This is a genomic window from Ruminococcus flavefaciens ND2009 (assembly GCF_000621785.1).
Classification (GTDB): Bacteria; Bacillota; Clostridia; order Oscillospirales; family Ruminococcaceae; genus Ruminococcus; species Ruminococcus flavefaciens_C.
The window spans coordinates 23,314-44,909 of the sequence record NZ_JHXI01000011.1 but is presented as its reverse complement, the minus strand read 5'-3'; the positions used below and the strand labels follow the sequence as shown (position 1 = coordinate 44,909).

At 50.2% G+C, this 21,596-nt stretch carries 14 protein-coding genes and 2 tRNA genes; 8 read left to right on the top strand and 8 right to left on the bottom strand.

All coding sequences use genetic code 11. The annotated features are described in order from the left end of the window. Positions 1-27: 27 nt before the first annotated feature. A complete protein-coding gene (locus tag T488_RS0103155) occupies positions 28-339 on the top strand; it encodes a DUF1292 domain-containing protein (protein ID WP_051536226.1) in 312 nt (103 codons plus the stop codon). A gap of 122 nt (positions 340-461) precedes the next feature. Here the strand turns inward: T488_RS0103155 and T488_RS0103150 are convergent. Further along, positions 462-546, bottom strand: a tRNA-Leu gene (locus T488_RS0103150). A 161-nt stretch (positions 547-707) separates the two neighbouring features. On the opposite strand from T488_RS0103150, the gene T488_RS0103145 reads away from it, so the two are divergent. The 5 genes from T488_RS0103145 to T488_RS0103125 all read left to right on the top strand — a co-directional run bounded on the left by T488_RS0103145 (position 708) and on the right by T488_RS0103125 (position 7,961). Continuing rightward, positions 708-783 (top strand) — tRNA-Thr (locus T488_RS0103145). A 544-nt stretch (positions 784-1,327) separates the two neighbouring features. Next, positions 1,328-2,200, top strand: coding sequence for a decaprenyl-phosphate phosphoribosyltransferase (locus T488_RS0103140; protein WP_037296945.1), 873 nt, complete (start codon positions 1,328-1,330; stop codon positions 2,198-2,200). Continuing rightward, complete coding sequence (locus T488_RS0103135; RefSeq protein ID WP_028519538.1) at positions 2,197-2,772, top strand: haloacid dehalogenase-like hydrolase; 576 nt, start codon at positions 2,197-2,199, stop codon at positions 2,770-2,772. The genes T488_RS0103140 and T488_RS0103135 overlap by 4 nt, the downstream gene beginning before the upstream one ends. Continuing rightward, positions 2,772-4,316 carry a hypothetical protein gene (locus T488_RS0103130; RefSeq protein ID WP_028519537.1) on the top strand — a complete coding sequence of 515 codons (1,545 nt, stop codon included), beginning with the start codon at positions 2,772-2,774 and terminating at the stop codon, positions 4,314-4,316. Before T488_RS0103135 ends, T488_RS0103130 begins: the two co-directional genes overlap by 1 nt. 306 nt (positions 4,317-4,622) lie before the next feature. Further along, on the top strand, positions 4,623-7,961 hold the full coding sequence (locus T488_RS0103125) for a glycoside hydrolase family 97 catalytic domain-containing protein (RefSeq protein WP_028519536.1): 3,339 nt from the start codon (positions 4,623-4,625) through the stop codon (positions 7,959-7,961). Between the two features lie 472 nt (positions 7,962-8,433). Here the strand turns inward: T488_RS0103125 and T488_RS0103120 are convergent, their stop codons facing one another. After that, positions 8,434-9,894, bottom strand: a complete 1,461-nt coding sequence (locus tag T488_RS0103120) for a sugar transferase (RefSeq protein WP_028519535.1) — start codon at positions 9,892-9,894, stop codon at positions 8,434-8,436. A gap of 177 nt (positions 9,895-10,071) precedes the next feature. Here T488_RS0103120 and T488_RS16835 point away from each other — a divergent pair, with 177 nt between their 5' ends. Further along, positions 10,072-12,435 carry a glycoside hydrolase family 9 protein gene (locus T488_RS16835; RefSeq protein ID WP_037296942.1) on the top strand — a complete coding sequence of 788 codons (2,364 nt, stop codon included), beginning with the start codon at positions 10,072-10,074 and terminating at the stop codon, positions 12,433-12,435. Positions 12,436-12,503: 68 nt separating this feature from the next. On the opposite strand, the gene T488_RS0103110 is transcribed toward T488_RS16835, so the two are convergent. The 6 genes from T488_RS0103110 to T488_RS0103085 all read right to left on the bottom strand — a co-directional run bounded on the left by T488_RS0103110 (position 12,504) and on the right by T488_RS0103085 (position 19,037). Next, positions 12,504-13,211 carry a hypothetical protein gene (locus tag T488_RS0103110; RefSeq protein ID WP_028519534.1) on the bottom strand — a complete coding sequence of 236 codons (708 nt, stop codon included), beginning with the start codon at positions 13,209-13,211 and terminating at the stop codon, positions 12,504-12,506. A 245-nt stretch (positions 13,212-13,456) separates the two neighbouring features. Continuing rightward, the gene (locus T488_RS0103105; RefSeq protein WP_028519533.1) at positions 13,457-14,134 is read right to left on the bottom strand and encodes a hypothetical protein; all 678 of its coding nucleotides are present in this window, start codon (positions 14,132-14,134) and stop codon (positions 13,457-13,459) included. A gap of 538 nt (positions 14,135-14,672) precedes the next feature. Continuing rightward, a complete protein-coding gene (locus T488_RS0103100; RefSeq protein WP_028519532.1) occupies positions 14,673-15,779 on the bottom strand; it encodes a cation diffusion facilitator family transporter in 1,107 nt (368 codons plus the stop codon). A 16-nt stretch (positions 15,780-15,795) separates the two neighbouring features. Beyond that, entirely contained in the window at positions 15,796-16,443 is a 648-nt protein-coding gene (locus T488_RS0103095) for an SIMPL domain-containing protein (protein ID WP_051536224.1), read from the bottom strand. 19 nt (positions 16,444-16,462) lie between these two features. Continuing rightward, a complete protein-coding gene (locus T488_RS0103090) occupies positions 16,463-16,789 on the bottom strand; it encodes a TerY-C metal binding domain-containing protein (RefSeq protein WP_242838295.1) in 327 nt (108 codons plus the stop codon). Between the two features lie 10 nt (positions 16,790-16,799). After that, positions 16,800-19,037, bottom strand: coding sequence for a substrate-binding domain-containing protein (locus tag T488_RS0103085; protein ID WP_028519529.1), 2,238 nt, complete (start codon positions 19,035-19,037; stop codon positions 16,800-16,802). A 623-nt stretch (positions 19,038-19,660) separates the two neighbouring features. Here T488_RS0103085 and T488_RS0103080 point away from each other — a divergent pair. Continuing rightward, positions 19,661-21,586, top strand: coding sequence for an ABC-F family ATP-binding cassette domain-containing protein (locus T488_RS0103080; RefSeq protein ID WP_028519528.1), 1,926 nt, complete (start codon positions 19,661-19,663; stop codon positions 21,584-21,586). Positions 21,587-21,596 lie beyond the last annotated feature (10 nt).

Genomic DNA, 21,596 nt, shown 5'->3' with positions numbered 1-21,596 from the left:
ATATACAATTTTTGCGGAGGTGCAGCTATGAGCGATATGAACGATAAAGAGCTCGATGAGCTTGAAAACGAAGAGGAAATAGAGAACTACATCACCCTTACGGACGATGACGGCAACGAGGTCTCATTTGAGATAATCGGCACAGTTGAGTATAAAGAGCATCTCTACGGTGTGCTTCTGCCCTGGGACGATGAGGACGACGAGGTGGTCATCCTTGAGATAATCCCCGGCGAGACCCCCGATGAGGACGATTTTGTCTCCGTTGACGATGACAAGCTTCTCGGCGAGATCTTCGAGGAGTTCAAGAAGAACTACGACGGCGAATACGAATTTGAATAAGCGATAAAAAGCTCCCCGAAACCTGCGTTCATGGTTTTGGGGAGCTTTTTGGCTCGGTATAATATTATTTTTTTATCTGCTGACAAAAGAAAAGAAGCGCTTACCTTGCGGTAAACGCTTCGTGGTGCGAGTAATGGGACTTGAACCCATACGTCTGTCGACACACGCCCCTCAAACGTGCCTGTCTGCCTATTCCAGCACACTCGCATTGCAGTGTTTCGTGACTGCTTTAATATTATATCAGATATGAACGTGCTTGTCAAGCTTTTTTTGAAAAAAAATTTCAGAAAAATTTGGTTAACATAAAAAATAATATATCTTCCTATTGACTTTTACTTCCCGTTGCTGTATAATATTATTTGTCGGTTGCTGATGTGGCACAGTCGGTAGCGCAACGCCTTGGTAAGGCGTAGGTCGTCGGTTCAAGTCCGATCATCAGCTCCAGCGGGGAGCCCCCGCAGGCATATTCGCGTCTCAGTATAACTGGGGCGCGAATTTTTTTCCGCGCATGAAGCGGTATCTAAATCGTGACACAAGCACAGTTCGCGTTTCACTTTTAGTGGAACGCGAATTTTTTTGTATGAAGCGGCATCTAAATTGTAACACATACACAGCGGGGAGCCCCCGCAGGCATATTCGCGTCTCAGTATAGCTGGGACGCGAATTTTTTTCGCGCATGAAGCGGTATCCGGATCGCAGCACATACACATTTCGCGTGAAGTCTTATCCGTATCGTAACAGATAATGGCAGAACGATCCGGTACTGAAAGGAAAAACTCCCGATTTTCCGGGAGTATTTTTGTTTCTGAACAAGTGTACTTTTAATGTGAGAACGCAGGTATCAGAGCAGGTGCTGTGGGCTTCTGCATTCATGTTGACACTTCGCCTGCTTTGATGTATACTATTATAAGGCGAGGTGTCTCGCGTGACGTAAAATCAGAGTAAAAGTCTATATAAGGCGATACTGTAAATGATCGGAAGGTTCTTGATGTTTAGCAAGGTCAAAAGCTATTTTCAGCTTCTGCGTGTCAGTCATTGGCTGAAAAGCATTATTATATTTATCCCTGCGTTCTACGGAGGCGCGATACTTGAGCTGCCCGTATTATGCAGGACAATAGTCGGATTTCTGACGTTTTCGTTATGTTCATCGGCTATATATGTTATCAATGATATATGTGATATTGAAAAGGACAGAAATCATCCCGAAAAATGCAAAAGACCGCTTGCAAGCGGAGCAGTCTCCAAAACAGAGGGGGCTGTACTGACAGGGATATGCTGTGCCGCGGCAATGATACTTGATCTGCTGCTATGCGGCATAAGTATAGGGGCAGCCATACCGGTGCTGTATTTTGTACTGAATATACTTTACAGCATAAAGCTTAAAAACCACCCTGTTGTGGACATAGTCATACTGGTATCGGGATTTGTACTGCGTATGCTGTACGGTTCATTCATAACGGATATAAGAATATCGAAGTGGCTGTATCTGACGCTTATGGCGCTTTCGCTGTTTATGGCTTTCGGAAAAAGACGCAATGAAAAGCTGCACTGCGGCGATAACACCCGCTCTGTCCTTACCCATTACAGCGATACATACTTAAACAGCAGTATGTATATGTATTTAGGCATTTTCCTTGTATTCTACGCCCTCTGGAGCGTTGACAAGGGAGCGCTTCCCGGTATGATATATACGACTCCTCTTGTAATAGTAATGGTCATGAGATATACCTATACTCTGGAAAAGGACGAGCAGGGAAATCCCGTTGACATGATACTGAAGGACAAGGTGCTGCTGCTCCTGGGAGCGGCTTATGCCTTATTTGTCCTGTGGCAGATATATTTCGGGGAGGCGGCCTCATGAACGTATATGATTTTGACGGGACGGTCTACTCGCGGGACAGCTCTGTGGACTTCTTTAAATTTGAATTGAAGCGGCACCCGCTGATACTGAGGCGTCTGCCCGCTTTCCTGATAAAAGCTGTCAGGCACAAGCTGGGGAAATGCACTACAGAGGAGCTGAAAGCCTGCTTCTTTTCTTTTTTGAAGGATATTCCTGATGTTCAGAAGGAGCTTGCACTGTTCTGGGACTCTCATATGAAGTATATGGCGGAATGGTATAAGGATAAGAGGGAAGACACGGATATAGTCATCTCCGCTTCACCGCGTTTTTTGCTGGAGCTCCCATGTAAAAGGCTGGGCATAAAAGCACTCATAGCATCTGATGTGGATACCGGCAGCGGAGCTTTTTTATCAGCCAACTGCAAGGGCAGGGAAAAGGTAATGCGGTTTCGGGAAGCTTTTCCTGATGAGAAGATAGGGGAGTTTTACTCCGATTCCCTGTCGGACCTTCCCATGGCTGAGCTTGCCGCAAAGGCATTCCTCATAAATAAGGGACAAATCACAAGCTGGGACATAAAGAAAGGAAAAAAATAATGAGCAACTCAAAAGCAAAAACGAAAACAAGATCTCCGCTCTCATTTCTGAAAAAGATCTCACTGAGCGAAAGCACGGGGTCTAAGATACCTGTGGGACTATCATACTTATATCTTGCGATACCCATGTACATATTCATGTTCGGCTGGCTAAAACTGCCGCTGGCAATAATAATGACGGCATTATTGTCAGGGGGACTCTATAAGGCATTGAAGAACGCTCCTGCCATGGAGGTCACATTCTTTGCGCGGAAGCAGCTCCCTAAGCTCATCATGGTGGTGCTGATAGCGGCGGCATGGGTATATTTATCGGGCATAGGCGGATATTCATATCAGAATCAGGATCATATGTGGCGAAATGCCGTGCTTGCCAAGCTGGTCTCCAACGACTGGCCTGTGATAATCACGGAAACAGGAGAATACTTCAGCAGACCCGTTGCACTGATCTACTATTTTGCATTATGGCTCCCTGCTGCCTGCGTAGGCAAGATGTTCGGTATGGCAGCAGCTCAGACCTTTCTGTTCTGGTGGTGTGTGGCAGGCGTTTCCCTGCTGTTCATGCTTATCTCGGGACTCAATAAAAAAATATCTCCCTGGCTTCTGATAGCCTTTATCTTCTTCAGCGGACTGGACGCTGTCGGATACTTTATCCTTCATAATTCAGCCGATCATATCTGGCTTGACGTCAATCACATCGAAAACTGGGCATACGGCTTCCAGATGTCCTCGTTCTGCACTCAGCTTTTCTGGGTGTACAATCAGGCTATACCTGCTTGGATAATAACGGCGCTACTGCTTTGTCAGAAGGACAACCGCTCTGTTATCTTCATTTATTCCTTCAGCTTTTTAGCCTGCTCGCTCCCTGCCATAGGAATGCTGCCCGTACTCTGCTGTATAGGCATAACAAGGATAGTAAAGACCTATGATAAGAAGAAGCCCTTCAAGGAGAACCTGCAAGGCTTATGCAAGGAGGCATTTACCTTCCAGAATGTCTTTACGGGAGTTCCCATGGCGCTGGTATCGTATCTGTTCTTTAAGGCTAATACCTCGGGTACTGTAGGCTTCCGCAAAACAGATATGGAAAGGCTGAGAATGACCTATCTCATATTCATACTGCTGGAGTTTCTGGTCTATTATTTTGCCATATACAAGACCCACAAGCGGGAGCCGCTTTACTGGGTCACACTGGCAACTCTCCTTATAGTTCCCATGATCTCATTCGGCTATCATGTGGACTTTGTAATGAGGACGTCCATACCGTCCCTTGTGGTGCTGTTTGTGATGGTCACCGATTCGATAGAAAAGAATAAGGTATCAGGCGATAAGAGGGCAAACCTCATTATCATTGCCCTTTTGCTGGTGGGCGGAATAACAGCATATCATGAGATAGGACGTTCTGTAAGAAGGACTGCCGAACACTGCGAAAATCCCGATACCGTAATAGATAATCCGGAGATCGATCTTTACGAAGACGGCGCAAGAAGGAACTTCTTCGGCGAGTATCAGGATTCCCTGTTCTTTAAGTATTTCGCCAAAAAGAACTGAGATACTATAAATGATAGTAGAAATATCCGTGTTTCACTTTATGTGGAGCGCGGATATTTTTTTCGCAGTCAAAAGGGATAGCAATATAATGACTTCAAAGCATTAAAAATAAAAATATTAATACTGCGGACTTTACATGGCAGTTTCCAAGTTCGATATTTAGCGATAATATCCGTGAAAAATCCACTTATTTGTTGAAATTTGGGTTGTTTTTCACAATGAATGGGACTATAATTAAAATAGCTATGATAATGGATAAACCGAAGTGTCCTCTCACACTTCGGAAGAGAAAGAAGGTCACATACTATGAAAAATGACAGGATAAAAAAGATCTCGGCGGTCTGCCTGTCGGCACTTATGACAGGTCTCGGCGGTCTGCCGCCAAGGGTCTCAGCTGCCGATACGGGCACCTACACCGAGCTCCACGCGGTCAGTCAGGGCAGGAACTCCGCCCACGCCGTCCTCAAGGGCAGCGACGCAGTTATAGTTTCCGACAGCAGTCTGGGCTCAGATGTTCTGTATCTGAAGGGCAGCAGCAACGGAGGAGGCTGGCTCCAGCTGCCGCCGCTGTTTGAGAATGGCTGCGGAAACGGCTTCACTCTGGCGATGAAGTTCATGCTGAAGGAGGAGGCTTCCAATTATTCAAGGCTTTTCCAGTTTTCGCCCGTACCCTTTGCGTCGGGAAACTCGTCCTCCTATTCATCTCCCGACATATCCATAGATGTGAAGGACAAGACCGCCTTCCGCGCGAGTATCTTCGCAGGCAGCGGCATGGATACGGAAAACGACAAGAAGCACCGCGCTATTTACGACCTTTCGGCAAAGCCCGACACGGACAAGTGGCATGACCTTGTGCTGGTATGCTCTCCCACGGGTGCGGACTACTACATAGACGGGCAGAAGCTTTCCTACACAGCGGACACCGTCAGCGCCACCCTGAACAGCCTTTTCTCGGAGAAGGTGCTCAGCTCCTATGTGTATAATTCCCTGGGACGCTCCCTCTACAATGACGATGACATCGCCGCCTGCTTTGACGATGTTGCCTTCTACACACGTCCACTCAGCGGCTCCGAGATAGGCTCACTTCCAGATGATGCGGAGTTCCTCTACACCTTCGAGAAGAACACCATAGAGGAGGGAGAAGTCCTCCCCGTGACAGAGACCTCATTCTCGGTGAACGGCAAAAAGGTCACCAGCGTTCCCGAGCTTCAGACTGCTTCTCCCGAGGGAGACCTGACCGTCAAGTTCTGGACTGACGGAAGCACTTACTACTACTCCGTGGAGAACAGCTCAGGTGTTGCCATAATCGAGCCCTCTGCCCTTGGAATTGCTTTTTCATCGGTCAGCTTCACAGGCGGTGTTACCGTGCAGCCCTCTGCGGCTGTCCGCAAGGAGGTGGACGACAGATACTCCATGCCCTACGGCAAGCATCGTCAGCTCCGCGACCGCTGCACCGAGCTCACCTTCCCCATGAAAAAGGGCAGCGACAAGCTTGACGTCATTTTCCGCATATACGATGACGGTATCGGCTTCCGCTATGCTTACGGCGGCGGAGCAACTATAAAGGAGGAGGCGAGCCAGGTCATCTTCCCTGACAACAGCAAATTCTGGGGCAACTGGCCCAACGCCACCTACGAATGGGACATGGTGGAGCTCCCGAAGGAGAGACCCAACGAGACCGCTTCCACCTACTCCTGCCCCTATACAGGCGTTATCAATGACAAATACTGGGTAACGGTCACGGAAGCAGGAGTCTTCAACGAGGATGAGCCCTACTGTGCAGGCGCTTTGCAGTTCGTGGGCAATTACCATGATCTGCGGTTCAAGAGCGGCGTCAAGGTGGAGTCCATAACCATGAAGCAGGCATTCCACACACCCTGGCGAGCCGTGGTCATAGGGGACTCCCTTGACAGAATGGCGTCCAGCGACCTGATACTCAACCTCAATCCCCCCTCTGTCATAGAGGACACAAGCTGGATAAAGCCCGGCAAGACCGCCTGGTCCTGGTGGAGCAGCGGCGGCGACTCACCCATAGAGTACCACACTCAGAAGGACTACATCGACTTTGCTGCCGAAAACGGCTGGGACTTCGTGTGTCTGGACTTCGGCTGGGCACTCTGGGACGGCAGCGAGGAGAAGGTGAAGGAGCTCTGCGACTACGGCGCCGAAAAGGGCATTGGCATCTACCTCTGGTACGGCGTTAACAATACGGGACATTCGGGCTATAAGGACAGCGCAGGTCACCCTGCCTACCCGTATTATTCGCTGCTGGACGAGGAGACTATCTCCCGTGAATTCAAACGTGTAAGCGGTCTGGGAGTCAAGGGCGTCAAGGTGGATTACTACGAGAGCGATACCCAGCAGACCATGAAGCAGATGAATATGTGCGCGAAGATAGCTGCGGACAATCACCTCATGGTGCTCTTCCACGGCTGTACTATCCCCCGCGGAGAAAGCCGCACCTACCCCAATGTCATCTCCTTTGAAGCCATAAACGGCAGCGAATACTACAAGTGGTTCGAGAGCCCCTCCCTTGCAAACCGCGTATCCTATACCTTTACAAGATGCGTGGCAGGCTCAGCGGACTTCACTCCCACAGGCATACCCATATACGGCATAAAGGCAACGGCAGGCTTTGCCCTTGCGGACGTTGTCACCATAGAATCGGGCATACAGCATTTCGCCCAGTCGGTCTACACCTATGAGGGCTCATCGGCACTGCCCCTGCTCAATGACGTTCCCGTAGTATGGGACGATATGAAGGTGCTGGACGGCTATCCCATGCAGTTCAATGTCACCGCAAGACGCAACGGCAGCGACTGGTACATCGGTGCCTCCACACTGGCGGCAAGGAAGGTGGATATACACCTTTCCGACCTGATAGACAGCGGCACCTACAACGCATATATCTTCGCGGACAACGCTGACGGCAGCGACCTTGAGGTCACCGTGCTCAACGGTCTCACAGCGGAGGACACTATCTCTCGGAGCCTTCTTGAAAACGGCGGCTTCGTCATAAAGCTGACAAAGGGCGCTATGAAGCTGACCACTCCCTACTCCAACTACAGGAGCTATGAGGCGGAGAACGCAGTGCTCTCGGGCAAGGCTTCCATAACCGCAGGCAAGCAGGGCAAATACTGCTCCAACGACGCCTATGTGGGCTATGTGGGCGGCGACGGTCAGAGCGCTGTTACCTTCAACGACGTGACCGTGGACAAGGCAGGGAAGTACACGGTCAGGATATACTATGTCTCAGGTGAGCGCCGCAGTCTTAAAGTGGATATAAACGGCAGCTATGTCACTACCCTCAACGACCTCTATGCCAACAAAAACGACTGGTCGGGCATAAGAGCCGTGAATCTTGAGGCTGAGCTGAAGGCGGGAAAGAACACTATCAGGCTCTACAATGACAGGGGCTACGGTCCCTCCATTGACCGTATCGCAGTCGCAATACCCGAAAGCAGGGTAATAGGCGATGTGGACTTCAACGGCAGGCTCAACGTGGCGGACCTTGTCCTCACCACAAGGTACATACAGGGCAGCATAACCTTCTCCACGGAGCAGCACAGAGTCGCCGACGTGAACGAGGACGGCACTGCCGATGTGTTCGACCTTATCAGATACCGAAAACTTCTCACTTCTTAATATCCTTATATAAGCACCGCCCCGTTTGCTGTATCATCAGTGAACGGGGCGGCGGCTTTTTGCAGGGCAATGAGATAAATCATAATTTATCGTAATACCTTGCGGCAACTATGAATGGGATTCCAAAGGGACTGTGTTCCTTTGGCGGAGTCCAGAGGCAGCGCCTCTGGTCAGGTCAAGGGCAGACAGCCCTTGCGGGGTTCAAGGGGCAGAGCCCCTTATTACGTCAGGCGCCTCGCAAGGGGTGAATCCAAAAACAGTCCGGTGGACTGTTTTTGGAGAGGGGACGCCTTGTAAGAGAAGGCGTCCCCTGGTTGAGCGGATGATAGTCGCCACTATAATACGAATTTTGTGGGACGTCGAGGACGCCGTCCCCTACATAATGCTAAATTATGATTTATCTGTGTAGTTGAATAAAAGCAAAGCCCCTGAGCGCTATAAAACGTTCAGGGGCAGACTTATTGATTATGCGTTATTCTGCGCCGCTTGCCTTGAAAACTACGGCTATGGTCTTGAAAATAATCTTTGCATCAAGGAGCAGGCTCCAGTTTTCGATATAATCGCGGTCAAGCCTTACTACCTCCTCAAAATCGGTGATACGACTTCTGCCGCTGACCTGCCAGAGCCCCGTAAGACCGGGTTTTATGCTCATTCTTATCCTGTGACCGAGACCGTATTTTTCCCATTCGTCCGGAGTAGGCGGTCTTGTGCCCACAAGGCTCATGTTGCCGATGAGGACATTGAAGAACTGGGGCAGTTCATCTATGGAGTGACGGCGGATAAAGTTGCCGATACCCTTTGGCCTGCCGTTTTTGTCCTTTTTCTCGCTGCCGATGATACGGGGGTCGTCGTCCATCTTGAACATCATGCCGCTGCCGATCCTATTTTTTTCAAGGAGCTCCTGCTTGCGCTTTTCTGCGTCCATATACATACTGCGGAACTTATACATGACGAAGGGTTTGCCGTTCTGTCCCACACGCTTCTGTTTGAAGAAAATGGGCCCCGGAGACTTCAGATATATTATCGGAGCAAGGAAAATGAAAACTATCAGGGTGATAATGCAGCCCAGAAGTCCTCCCACAATATCCGCAAGGCGCTTCACCGCCAGCTTTCCTGCGGGAGCTGCGGATACACTGCTTGACAGCACTCTGTATGGACCCAGGCTTCTCATTTCCGTGATGTTCCATCTGCCGTCGGTAATGGGCGTTATGGAGTAGTTTACGGTTATTCCCATTCTGAACAGGCTGTTCATCAGCTCTGAAGGGAAGGTCATATCCTCGGATTGGAGCAGGAACACCTCGTCCACCCAGCCGTGGCTGAGGCGGGAAATGGTCTCGCTGTCCAGGGCGTATACGGGAATATCTCCTATTTTTTCACCGCTGTTGCATTTCCTGTCGGTGACTATTACTCCCGAGATGAAGAAGCTGCTGTGGCGTGGGTCGCTCATGAGAGCGGACAGGGTGGGCTCAGCTATGCTCCCAGAGGTTATCAGCACCACCGAGCGGCGGTTCTGCCGGTATTTGCTGGAGTTGAATACCCTCAGCTTGCCCAGTTGTCGGAAAACATAGTCCGCAGCAGTATAGGTGACGGACGTAAGACCCAGCTGGAGTCGTGAAGCAGTGGTGGAGTGCTTTACTGCAAAGAGGTAGATGAGGGCGAGTATCATTACCTGGGCTATGTATTTAATTACCGCCCATAGCTCATCAAGCCTGCCGCGCCGCAGTATGCCCCTGTAGTTGTTGGTGAAGACTATTACCAGAAGCTGGCTGGTGGTGAGTATTACCGCCTGATACTGAAATGCTTCGGTACCGTACGGATTTTCAAAGGGCAGGTGCAGCCAGTAGCTTACTATGAAGCAAAGCTGGAGGCACAGCAGGTCGATTATGATGAAATCGGCGTGCTTTAGCCCTTCTTTAAGACTTTTATTTCCCACGAAGCACCTCCGTGATTTGTTATTGAGTATACATTAATTATAAACTATATGCCGCTGACTGTCAAGCCTCGGCTGGGCTGAATGAGCTGGAAATACCGCAAGTATTGAATTGACAGGGGAGAAGATATGGAGTAAAATGTAATTACAGACAAATATCCTGTGAAAGGAATGATACTAATGAGAATAGCAAAAAAACTATCGGTGCTGGCAGCGGCTGCGGTCACGGCGCTTTCGGCGGTGCCCTGCGCATTTACGGCAGATGCTGCGGCGACTCCCTATAAGGTGGACTATGAGGAGACCGACAACAACTGGGCGAAGGTGCTCCAGTACACTCTCCACTTCTATGACGCCAATATGTGCGGTACAGATGTCACAGGCAAGAGCAGGTTCAGCTGGAGGGGCAATTGCCATGTTTATGACTCGAAGGTGCCAATGCACCCCATTGACGATAACCATACGGGCGTGAATATGTCCGAGAGCTTCATGGAGAAGTACAAAGATATACTGGATCCCGATGGTGACGGATATATCGACGTTTCGGGCGGCTTCCACGACGCGGGCGACCACGTTAAGTTCGGACTTCCCGAGGCTTACGCCGCTTCTGTTGTGTCCTGGGGCTACTATGAGTTCCGACAGGCTTATGAGGAGACCGACCAGGCTGAACACGTTGAGACCATATGCCGCCATTTCTGCGACTACTTCATGCGGAGCACCTTCCGCGACGATAATGGTGACGTCATAGCCTTCTGCTATCAGGTGGGCGACGGAGCCGTTGATCATGAGTACTGGCAGTCTCCGGAGATAGACGCAATGGGACGTCCTGCATTCTTCGCCACATCGTCCCTGCCTACCACCGACGATGTTTCGGAAAGTGCAGCGGCTCTGGCAATAAATTATCTCAACTTCAAGGAGACAGACCCCGAGTATGCCGAGAAATGCCTTGACTACTCCAAGGCACTCTTTGACTTTGCAAACAAGAACGAGAAAAAGGTGGGAGCAGGCGGCGACGGACCTGCCAGCTTCTACACCTCAAGCAAGTGGGAGGATGACTTCTGCTTCGCCGCAGGCTGGCTCTACCTTATAACCAAGGATCACGATTACCTTGCTGCCTGCGAGAAATATATAGACTACTATGCACCTCCCGGATACGTTCTCTGCTGGAACGATATGTGGAACGGCGTGGGACTGGTATTCGGCAGGATACAGGACATCTACCCCGAGGTCTGCGCCGAGACCCGTGACGCAAGAGGCTATAACCAGTACGAGGTGCTGGACTTCTGGAAGATGCAGGCAAAGGCTCTCAACGAGGTGACATCAGGCAAGAAGGGCGAGATCTCTCCCGGAGGCTATCTCTACCTTGACAAGTGGGGAAGCGCAAGATACAACACTGCCGTGCAGTTCACCGCTCTGGTATATGATAAGTACAACAAGGGCAAGGACAAGTATAACGAGAAAAATCCCGACTACGCCTTTACGGACTGGGCTATCGGTCAGATGGAATACATCATCGGCGATAATCCTCTCGGCAGGAGCTACATAGTTGGCTACGGCGAAAACTCCGTAAAATATCCCCACCACCGTGCGGCTTCGGGACTTACCATGGCTGAGGATCCAGCTCCCCAGAAGCACGTTCTCTACGGCGCTCTGGCAGGCGGTCCCGACGCCAAGGACGAGCACGTTGATCTCACCAAGGACTGGATCTACAACGAGGTAACTATCGACTATAACGCCGCAGTTGTGGGCGCTGCCGCAGGTATGTACCTCTATAAGAACGACGGCACCATGAAGCCCGAGGAAAACTTCCCGCCCGCAGAGAAGGCTGACGATACACAGCTTTTCTCGGGAGACGATTTCTACGTGGCAGGCTACTGCTCAGACGCTCCAGAAAAGACAGGCGCAGGCGTTACAAAGCTGACCTTCTTCGTGAAGACAGACTCTCTTGAGCCACATGAGGATATCTCCATACGCTACTATTTCAGTATTGAGGAGTTTGAGAAAAAGGAGATCCCCGGAAGCTTCGTGCTACAGAAGACCTATGACCAGGTGGAGACCGAGGTAACAGGCAAGTCGGCAGTGCTGTCACAGCCAAAGCAGTACAAGGACGACATCTACTATATCGAGATCGCATGGCCGGAATACGCCATTGCCAACTCCAACAAGAAGTATCAGCTCATCATCGGAAACTACTTCGGCGAGAACTGGGACTCCTCCAACGACTGGAGCAAAAAGGGCATGATCGACCTTACCAAGGAGGGCGAGGACTACGATAATATCGTCAGCGGCGTTGAGTTCGCACAGCGCTGTGAGAACGTGTGTGTATACGCTGACGGCAAGCTCATCGGCGGTACCGAGCCCGACGGCACCAAGCCCGAAAAGGTATATAAGGTAGCACAGCTGGTAAGGCTGAGGAAAATGCTTCTTGGAAGTGAGCCCTTCGCCTCCGAGGAGATAGCAATGCAGTTCGACTTCAACGGCGACGGGAACGTTGACGTTTATGACGAGGTGGAGCTGAGAAAGCTTCTGGTATCACAGACAAAGTAAGGCTGATATAATTAAGAAAGGCTCCCCGAGGGGAGCCTTTTTGTATGTGCAATAATATTATTCAGTGATTACTTGTCAAATCTTGTGATCTGGTTGCTGATATACTTGAGGTGGAGAGCTACGTCACTGGTATCAACATCACCGTCATTGTCGATATCCATCTGGTACTTCTTAACTGTGTTGCCCCAGATGCTTAATACAGAGTTGTAACCATAAGAGCTGATACCAAACTGGTTTACAGCATAATCGAGGATAGAATAATCATATCCGTCGATGATAAGGTCTCCGTTAAGGTCGCCTACGAGGAAAGCAGCGCAGTCAAGATAGTCAGGATTGCAATTGTTTGAATAGTAGATGCTGTTGTATGACTGCTGTCCGTTTGCCTTGTATGCACGGCAGGTACCGAAGCTGTCAGCGTAATCAGCAGGATTCTCGGAATAAGCTGATACTGAGAGGAAAGGACCGCTGAGACGTGTCTTTGCAGTTACAGTGCCTCCACAGCTGTAATATGAATCGCCAGCGCTGCCGCCGCCTGCGATAGTTGCCTGATTGCCGATAAGATTATAGAAAGGTACAGAATCGTGATACTTTCTTACTGCGAAAGAGAATTCAAATCTCTTTACGTTAGCTGAGCCGTCTGCCCAGTATACCTGTCTGAATGTATAGCGTGCATTAGCGCTTGCTGCTGCGTTTGCAGAGAGTGCGTTTGCCATAGGAGCAGCGCACATAGCTGCAGCGGAGATTGTTGCTGCGATCTTTTTGAAAATGTGTTTCATAGTTTTAATATCCTTTGTAAATTTATTATTGAGTAGTCGACCGCTCTGTTATTTATTATACAATTTTATGTGACAATAACGTGACGTTTTCGTGTGATATTAAAATGCGGGCATAGAAAAAAACAGAGGACTTGCTGCTCATTTGCAGCGAAGGGTACAGAGCACAATGCTTTTTTCTACTTGAGGTATAAAAAAAGCTCCCCGAAGGGAGCCTTTGATCGTTCGTGCAATTTATTATTCAGCGATCACTTTTCAAATCTTGTGATCTGTCCGCTGATATACTTCATGAGAAGAGCTGAATCAGCAGAATCAACATCGCCGTCGTCATCTATATCCATCTGGTACTTCTTTACTGTGTTGCCCCAGATATATACCTGAGAGTCGAAGCCGTAAGAGTTGATGCCGAACTGGTTGAGAGCATAATCAAGGATAGCATAATCATATCCGTCAATTACGTTATTTCCGCTGAGGTCACCTACGAGGAAAGCCTGAGAATAACGTACAGAGTTGAAGGACTGTGTACCGTTAGCCTTGTAAGCCCTGCAGTATACGTTGCTTCCTTCCTTGTAGTAAGAAGGCTTATCGCATACTACAGAGAATGATAAAGCAGGACCGCCGATATATCCGTATCCGGTGAGTGTACCGCCGCAGTTGTAGTATGAATCGCCTGCGCTGCCGCCGACGCTCTTAGTGCCGGGAGCTATAGTAGTGATAGTAGCAGGTGAGCAGCCGCCTCTCTGGTTTGTGAAGCCGAATTCGAGCTTCTTAACATTTGCAGAGCCGTCTACCCAGTATACTTTTCTCATTGTGTAACGTGCATTTGCGCTTGCTGTTGCATTTGCAGAGAGTGCGTTTACTGCGGGGAGTGCGCACATAACTGCTGCTGAAAGTGTAGCTGCGATCTTTTTAAATGTGTGTTTCATAATTATATATCCTTTGTAAAGTTTTTTGAGTAGTCGACCGCTCTGTTATTTATTATACATTTTTGTGTGTACACTATGTGATTATTCTGTGTGATAAACGAGCAGCAGCATAGAAGTTGCTGCTCATTTTCAATAGTTATTTGTTTATTATATATAGTAATATGTATTTTTTATACCTGAGGTATATAAAAAACATATCATAATATATATTTTTGCTATTGCATTTTTGTGCTTGGCAAATAATCCCCTCTAAGGGCGGTGCTTATATAGAAGTTTACGCGTAATTATGGGGGAAAAACCTTTCTGAGGAAAGGTTCTTTCCCCCCATACCCCTTTTTCCAAAGACTTTTTGCTGTTTTTTCTATGGAGAGGACGCCTATAATATAATAAAATGGCAGACAATTTCAAGCGTCCTCTCCATAGAAAAACGAAAACAGAGTCCTCAGAAAAAGAATAAAGGGAAGCACTTTTCAAAAGGGCTTCCCTCTATATTATACATAAGACTGCTATATAAGCACCACAGTTAAGGGAGCTGTTATCAGTCGCTGACGTCTGTGTCAAGGGTTATGCTTACCTTGTAGTCTGGGTAAGCCTCCTGTGTTTCCGTGAGGATATGCTGATATATCTCATTAGCGTCGGGAGCGGCAAAGTCGATGATTATATCGAAATGAATGGTCTTGTGCTCCTCGTCCAGATAGAAGCCGTGTATCTGGAGCAGGTACTCATGGGACATGACGTTTCTGCGTATATCGCCGTATATCTGTGCGGCACGGTCATTCTGTGTATTCACCGCATATACGCTTATTCCCGTAAGGATAACGCTGTGCTCGGCAAGGACTTTTTCGGTAATGCGGTGTTCCAGCTTGTCGAGCTCTGCAACGGGCATGGTGTCGGGCACCTCTATATGCACGGAGCCTATCATCAGGTCGGGACCGTAGCTGTGGAGCAGCAGGTCATATGCGCCCTGTACCTCGGGGAAGGAGGTAACGGTCTGCTTTATCTCCTTGGAGAGGTCGCTGCTTATGCGCTTTCCGATGATGTTTGACAGCGAGTCGCCCAGCATCTCAAGTCCTGATTTTATGATGACCAGTGAGATGACAGCACCCAGCCATGCCTCTGTTCTTATATCAAAGATGAGGAAGATAGCTGCTGCCACAAGGGTAGAGGCGGCGATGACCGAGTCCAGCAGGGCGTCCTTGCCCGAAGAGATCAGCGAGTCGGAGTTTACGCTCTCGCCTTTTTTCTTTACATATAGTCCCAGCAGTATCTTCACCAGCACAGCCGTTGCCACGATCACAAGGGCTGCCGCTGAGTAGTCGGGGACAGACGGGCGGATTATCTTCTTTATTGACTCCACAAGGGAGGTGACACCTGCGTAGAGGACGATGACTGCGATGAGGGTAGCGCTCAGGTTCTCTATTCTGCCGTAGCCGTAGGGGTGGTTCTTGTCGGGACGCTTGCCAGCCAGCTTTGTGCCTATAATGGTTATGACCGACGAAAGTGCGTCGCTCAGGTTGTTTACGGCGTCCAGTACGATGGCGATGGAGGAGCTGAGTATGCCCACCACAGCCTTGAAGGACGCGAGAAATATATTTGCCAGTATACCGATGATACTGGTTCGGATTATGACCTTATCCCTGTTCAATGAAGTATGCTTCCTTTCAGTTTATCTCCCATTCAAATTCTGCGCTGTCAGTGAGCTTTATGTCGTCGGGATCTATGCTCACGGCTTTTGCCGAGGCGCGGAGGCAGTCTGTGCCCATAGCGTAGCGTGCCTCGGAGATCATGTTCATATCTGACCTGTCATAGCTTATCTTTACCAGCTTGCCGAGAGAGGCACCCGAGGCTTCACAGAGCAGCTCTGCCTTTCTGCGGGCGTCGGCTGCGGACTGACGTATAAGCTCCTCACGGGCGGTTTCGGTATCCTTCACCGTGAACCTCACCGACAGCTGGGGAGCGGCTCCCGTTGCGGAAATACGCCCCAGCACCTCCGCAAGGCGCTGAGTGTCCAGCGGGAACTCCACGTTCATGGTATGAGCGCAGCAGTAGCCCTTGAATACGTTATGGTAATTGCCGTTCTCGTCGGGGACGGTCTCGTATTCCGTCCTTACATCGAAGGCGGAGGTCTTCAGCTCGCCCTTTTCAAAGCCGCAGCCCTCCAGCACCAGGCGCAGCTCCCAAAGGGAAGCCTCTGCCATTTCCATGGCGGCGCCGCAGTCCGTATCACGGGACTGCATATCCAGGTCCAGGTGTATGAGGTCGGGCTTTACGGAGATACTGCTCCTGCCCCTTATGGTTATAACTGCCATATCTATCAGCCTCCTGTGGTCAGTAGCTTCCGCCCTTGACGTTTATATCCCCCTCGGTGGTGAGCACGTCTCCTGTGAGACCGCACCAGCCGCAGGTTATGCGTTCCTCGTTGTTCCAGCAGCTCAGCTTGCCGCAGCGGCTGCACAGCACCATTGTCTTGGTCTTGCAGTAGGGACAGCCGTTATAGTCCTCGGTGTAGTCGAGGCTGCCCTTTATCTCTGTCCTGTCGAAGCCCTCGCTGGAGGCGCGGCGGGCGTCTATGGGGAAAGCCCATGTCCTGTACCAGTCGCCGTTTCTCTCCTCGGCTCTTACTCCGTATATACGTCCCGTTTCGGGGCATTTCATAAGTATAACTTCAGCTTTCATCGTTTTCAGCCTTCCTTTTCTGTTCATCGCGGTAGTCCGACGGCGAGCAGCCCTCGCTGGTGCGGAACTGGCGGACGAAGTAGTTGTATGAGGAGTAACCGCACTCCCTTGAGATCTCCGTGACGGTCATATCCGTCTGTGAGAGCAGGGTCTTGGCGTTGTCTATGCGGAACTCTATCATCTCCTCGATTATGCTCTTTCCGAAGTAGGACTTGTATATCTTCTGGAGGTAGCTCTTGCTGAGATACAGGCTCTCGGCTATCTCGCTGATGTTCCAGGGGAGCTCCGGGTTCTTCATTATCCTGTTGCGGAGGAGGCAGAGCTTCTCGAACTGTGGATTTGAAGTGGGCTCTGAGATGGTGTAGGAGAATACGCGGTTCATAGTCGCCTTGTACATGGCGTCGGAGAGGTCAGCCGCAGGGCTAAGGGCAAGACTGCACTGACCCATGGTGAAGTCGATGTTGCAGTTCTCCTCGCCGCTGCTGAACTGGGTCTCCTTTATCCTGCCGCAGAGGTCATTGTATATGCTCTCCGCGCGTCCCTGGTCGGGACTGATGACGCAGAGGGTCTGTGAAGCCCAGGCGCCGCAAATCTCCCTGCTGCTTATGCAGGAGCGGAGCTTCTTTGCAAAGGCTGCCATAATGCTGTTGGACTTCTCCTCGCCGCTCTGGTAGTATGCCTTTTTAAGACCGTGGAGCTCAAAGGTCATGCACTCGATAGTGCCGCCTGTCTGTCCGCCGAATTTCGCCGCAAACTCCTGCTCGATACCGCTCCTGTTGATGAGACCCGTTATGTGGTCATAGAGTAGAGCCTTGCTGGTGTTGAGGATAGTGCGGTTCATTATAGCCTTTATGCGCACCTGTTCAAGTGCCACATTGACGTAGTTTATCCACTTCAGATACAGCGAGCTGAAGGAGCGGGGCTCCTTTCCGAAGGAAACTGCGCAGTAGCCGAAGAAGTTGTTATTATAATGAAGGGGAGAGATGAAGAAGGCGGAGGGATAGCTGCGCTCCTCGCTGTAGTCGGGAAGGAGCTTTGCTGAGCTGAAATAGTCGTGGGTCTCAGCCTCACGCCAGATAGCGGACTTTGCCAGTATCACCTTCATATCGTCGCCCTCATGGAAGCTGAGCTCCTCGGCGTTTTTATCCACCGTGGCGTCAACGTAGCTGCGGGTAAGGCATATCCTGAGCCTTCTCATCTTATGGAGCAGGTAGGTGTAGTTGTCCAGCCTGTCTGCGAAGGTGTGGATATTGTCGGCGTTGGTTATGTCAAAGAGCATATCGCCGTAGAGGAGCTGTGACTCGAAACGGCTGTTTATGCTGAGGTTTCGGAGTATGCTCCTGCGCAGACCGGGGTTCTCGTCGCAGCCGCAGCTCTCTCCGAGACGGAGCTCACCGTTTTCGTTGGGGACCTTGCTGCATATCTTGCCCGTGATAATGCGGTAGAGCCTGCGTACAGCCTCGGCTCCCAGCTGGAAGTTGGGGCGGCTGTAGCTGGTTATGGAGGGGTTGGACTGGTAGCCCTCTATGGAGGCATCATAGCCCGTAATGGCTATATCTCCGGGGACGCGGAGGCCTGCGTCGATGAATATTTTTGAGAGTGTGATAGCCATGACGTCGTTTCCGCAGACTATTGCCTCGGGACGGCTGAGCTCGCCGCTGAGTATGCGCTTTGCGTACCTTTTAGGAGCCTCTGTCCAGAAGTCTCCGTACTCACACCAGTCCTTGCCTATATTTATGCCGTGGCGCTTCATAGAGTTCCTGTAGCCCTGAAGGCGCTCCTCACCGCTGAAGGTGTTCTTCGGACCTGTCAGGCAGTATATCTTCCTGTAGCCGTGAACGTTTATCAGGTGGTCGGTGATGGTCTCGAAGGCTTCAAGGTCGTCCACGGAGGTGGTCTCGAAGCTCTTGTGGTCATTGTGGTCAAGGAGCATTACGGGCTTTTCGGAACGTTTGCAGAGCCCGTCGATGTATTTGCAGATCTCCTCGTTGTGGAAGGAGTTCCTGTCATAGATTATACCGTCAATGCTTTCGGAAAAGATAAGGTCGAATATTGCCTTTTCCGCGTCCTTGTGGACGGAATGGATAGAGAAGTTGTGAAGGGGCGAGATAACCGCAACGTCGCAGTTGCCCTTGTAAGCCTGAGTGATTATGCCTCTGAGTATCTCGCACTGAAAGTCTATATGACAGTCAGCCACGATAACGCCTATAAGTATCCTGCGGCTCATTTTATCTCTCCTTTCTGCGTGATTTTTGTCGGCAGACACAGTCCGCCGGTTCATCTATGTACTATTGTATCATATATGTGAGTGGATTGCAAGATGATTTTATATATTTGTTGTGATAATTTCAAAAAATCTCCTCAAAAAGATAGTATTTTTCATTGTTTTTGTCGATATAAGGTGTATAATATATATCGTAAGGCGAACACGGATCCTTTAGGACAGCATAGGCAGCTGTCCTCCCCCCCATCCGATATGCCTTTCAGGGGAATGACCGCCCTCGTACATCGTGAGAATAGGCACTCACGGCGTTATTTCGGTCCCGGCTCACGGAGCCGCATATAGTGCAGGACGACATATTTTTGTTCTCTCTCTTATTTTTTATTCATTATCCCTCGGAAAAGACCTCCCCAGCGGGAGGTTTTTTTCATTTTTATTGCGAAAACTGCTAAAAACAGCCGTTTCTTGATATATTATGTATAAAATCGGAAAAATTCCCCCTGCCATTTATATTTACCGTGACAGTTGACATTTTTCTCAGAAAATGGTATGATAAAGTTATATAACTGCAGCCTGCACAAATAATCACACCGTTTTTTGTGCATACTGGCAGACAAAGGAAAGTAAATATGCTTGCAAGCCTAACTAATGTAAATAAATTCTATAACGGTAACCAGGTGCTCTGCAATGTGTCACTGTCCATAGACGAGACAGACAAGATAGGTCTCGTGGGCAAAAACGGCTGCGGAAAGTCCACACTGCTGAAGATACTCACAGGCTCTGTGGAGCCCGACCGCTTCACCGAGAAGGACGGAGTCATCTCCATGGCGGCAAAGACCACCGTGGGTTACCTTGAGCAGATGGGCGGACTTAATACCGAGAATACCGTCATCGAGGAGATGAGAAGCGTCTTTGAGCCCGTTCACAGGGCGATAGACCGCCTGAGAGAGATAGAGCTGGAGATAGAGAGCGGAAATAATTCCTCCGCCGACGAGTATCAGCAGCTCTCCTCCTGGATAGAAGCCAACGACGGCTACAATACCGACGTGAAGATCAGAATGGTCCTCAACGGCATGGGCTTCTCCGGTGAGGAGCTGGAGCGTACCGTATCCGGCTTCAGCGGCGGCGAAAAGACCCGTCTCTCCATTGCAAGGCTGCTCCTTGAGGAGCCTAACCTCCTCATACTGGACGAGCCTACCAACCACCTGGACTTCAAGACCATCATGTGGCTTGAGGACTACCTCCGCTCCTACAGGGGCGCCGTCCTCATAGTCTCCCATGACAGATACTTCCTCGACAGGCTCTGCACCTCTATCTGCGAGATAGAGAGGGGAGTGCTGACGCGGTACAAGGGCAACTACACCGCCTTCGTCCGCCAGAGAGAGGAGAGCGACGCGCGGCGCGAGAAGGAGTATGAGCTCCAGCAGAAGCAGATAGCCCAGCTTGAGGACTATGTTGCGAAAAACCTGGTCCGCGCCTCAACTACAAAAATGGCTCAGAGCCGCAGAAAGCAGCTTGAGAAAATGGAGCGCATTGAGCGCCCCGTCCATGATACAAAAAATGCGAAGATACGCTTCACATACGCAGTTGAGCCCCCCATCGACGTCCTTAAAGTCAAGGGCGTGGACATCTCCGTGGGAGAGGGCGGCTCAAGAAAGACCCTTGTGGACAATATCGACTTCGAGGTCCGCAGAGGGGAAAAGGTGGGTGTCATCGGTGACAACGGCATCGGCAAATCCACCCTGCTGCGCATAATCCAGGAGCAGCTCCCCCATAAGGGACTGGTCCGCTGGAACAGCAATATCAAGATCTCCTACTTCGAGCAGGAGAGCACCAACCTCAACAAGGAGCTTACCGTTATGGAGGAGCTCCACAGCCGCTATCCCTCAATGTCCGACCTTGAGGTGCGAAGCCTTCTGGCGCAGGTGCGCCTTATCGGCGAGAACGTCTTCAAGGAGACGGGAGTTATCAGCGGCGGCGAGCGTGCCAAGCTCTGCTTCGCTATCATGATGCAGGAGCACGGCAACGTCCTCATTCTTGACGAGCCCACCAACCACCTCGACCTCAGCTCTAAAGAGGCTATCGAGGAGGCTCTGGCTGAATATACGGGTACGGTCATCTTCGTGAGCCATGACCGCTATCTGCTCAGTAAAATTGCCGACAGGCTTATAGAGCTCACTGACGGAACTTACAGACTTCATAATTACGGTTTTGAAAAATACCTCGACGTCCTCCGTGAGGAGCAGGCTGCCGAGAGACGGACAATAGAAGCCGAAAAGCAGCAGAAGGCTGCGGAAGCAGCCAAGGAAAAAACTGCTAAGAATTATCGCAGCAAGCAGCAGAGAAGTGCCGACGCTGCGAGAAAAAACGAAATGAGACGCCTTGAAAAGGAAATCGACGACCTTCAGGCGCAGATAGACTCCCTTACCGAGGAGATCGGCAGGGAGGAGGTCTACAGCGACTATGAGCTGATGAACCAAAAATGCGCCGGGATCGAAGAGCTTAAACAGAGGATCGATGAGGATTTCGAGCTTCTTATTGAGCTTGACCAGTGAAAAGGAGTAA

Excerpts from the sequence above, each read along its gene's own strand:
- T488_RS0103155 (WP_051536226.1), top strand. The coding sequence starts at position 28 with ATGAGCGATATGAACGATAAAGAGCTCGATGAGCTTGAAAACGAAGAG.
- T488_RS0103140 (WP_037296945.1), top strand. The coding sequence starts at position 1,328 with ATGTTTAGCAAGGTCAAAAGCTATTTTCAGCTTCTGCGTGTCAGTCAT.
- T488_RS0103135 (WP_028519538.1), top strand. The coding sequence starts at position 2,197 with ATGAACGTATATGATTTTGACGGGACGGTCTACTCGCGGGACAGCTCT.
- T488_RS0103130 (WP_028519537.1), top strand. The coding sequence starts at position 2,772 with ATGAGCAACTCAAAAGCAAAAACGAAAACAAGATCTCCGCTCTCATTT.
- T488_RS0103125 (WP_028519536.1), top strand. The coding sequence starts at position 4,623 with ATGAAAAATGACAGGATAAAAAAGATCTCGGCGGTCTGCCTGTCGGCA.
- T488_RS16835 (WP_037296942.1), top strand. The coding sequence starts at position 10,072 with ATGAGAATAGCAAAAAAACTATCGGTGCTGGCAGCGGCTGCGGTCACG.
- T488_RS0103110 (WP_028519534.1), bottom strand. The coding sequence starts at position 13,211 with ATGAAACACATTTTCAAAAAGATCGCAGCAACAATCTCCGCTGCAGCT.
- T488_RS0103105 (WP_028519533.1), bottom strand. The coding sequence starts at position 14,134 with ATGAAACACACATTTAAAAAGATCGCAGCTACACTTTCAGCAGCAGTT.
- T488_RS0103095 (WP_051536224.1), bottom strand. The coding sequence starts at position 16,443 with ATGGCAGTTATAACCATAAGGGGCAGGAGCAGTATCTCCGTAAAGCCC.
- T488_RS0103090 (WP_242838295.1), bottom strand. The coding sequence starts at position 16,789 with ATGAAATGCCCCGAAACGGGACGTATATACGGAGTAAGAGCCGAGGAG.
- T488_RS0103085 (WP_028519529.1), bottom strand. The coding sequence starts at position 19,037 with ATGAGCCGCAGGATACTTATAGGCGTTATCGTGGCTGACTGTCATATA.
- T488_RS0103080 (WP_028519528.1), top strand. The coding sequence starts at position 19,661 with ATGCTTGCAAGCCTAACTAATGTAAATAAATTCTATAACGGTAACCAG.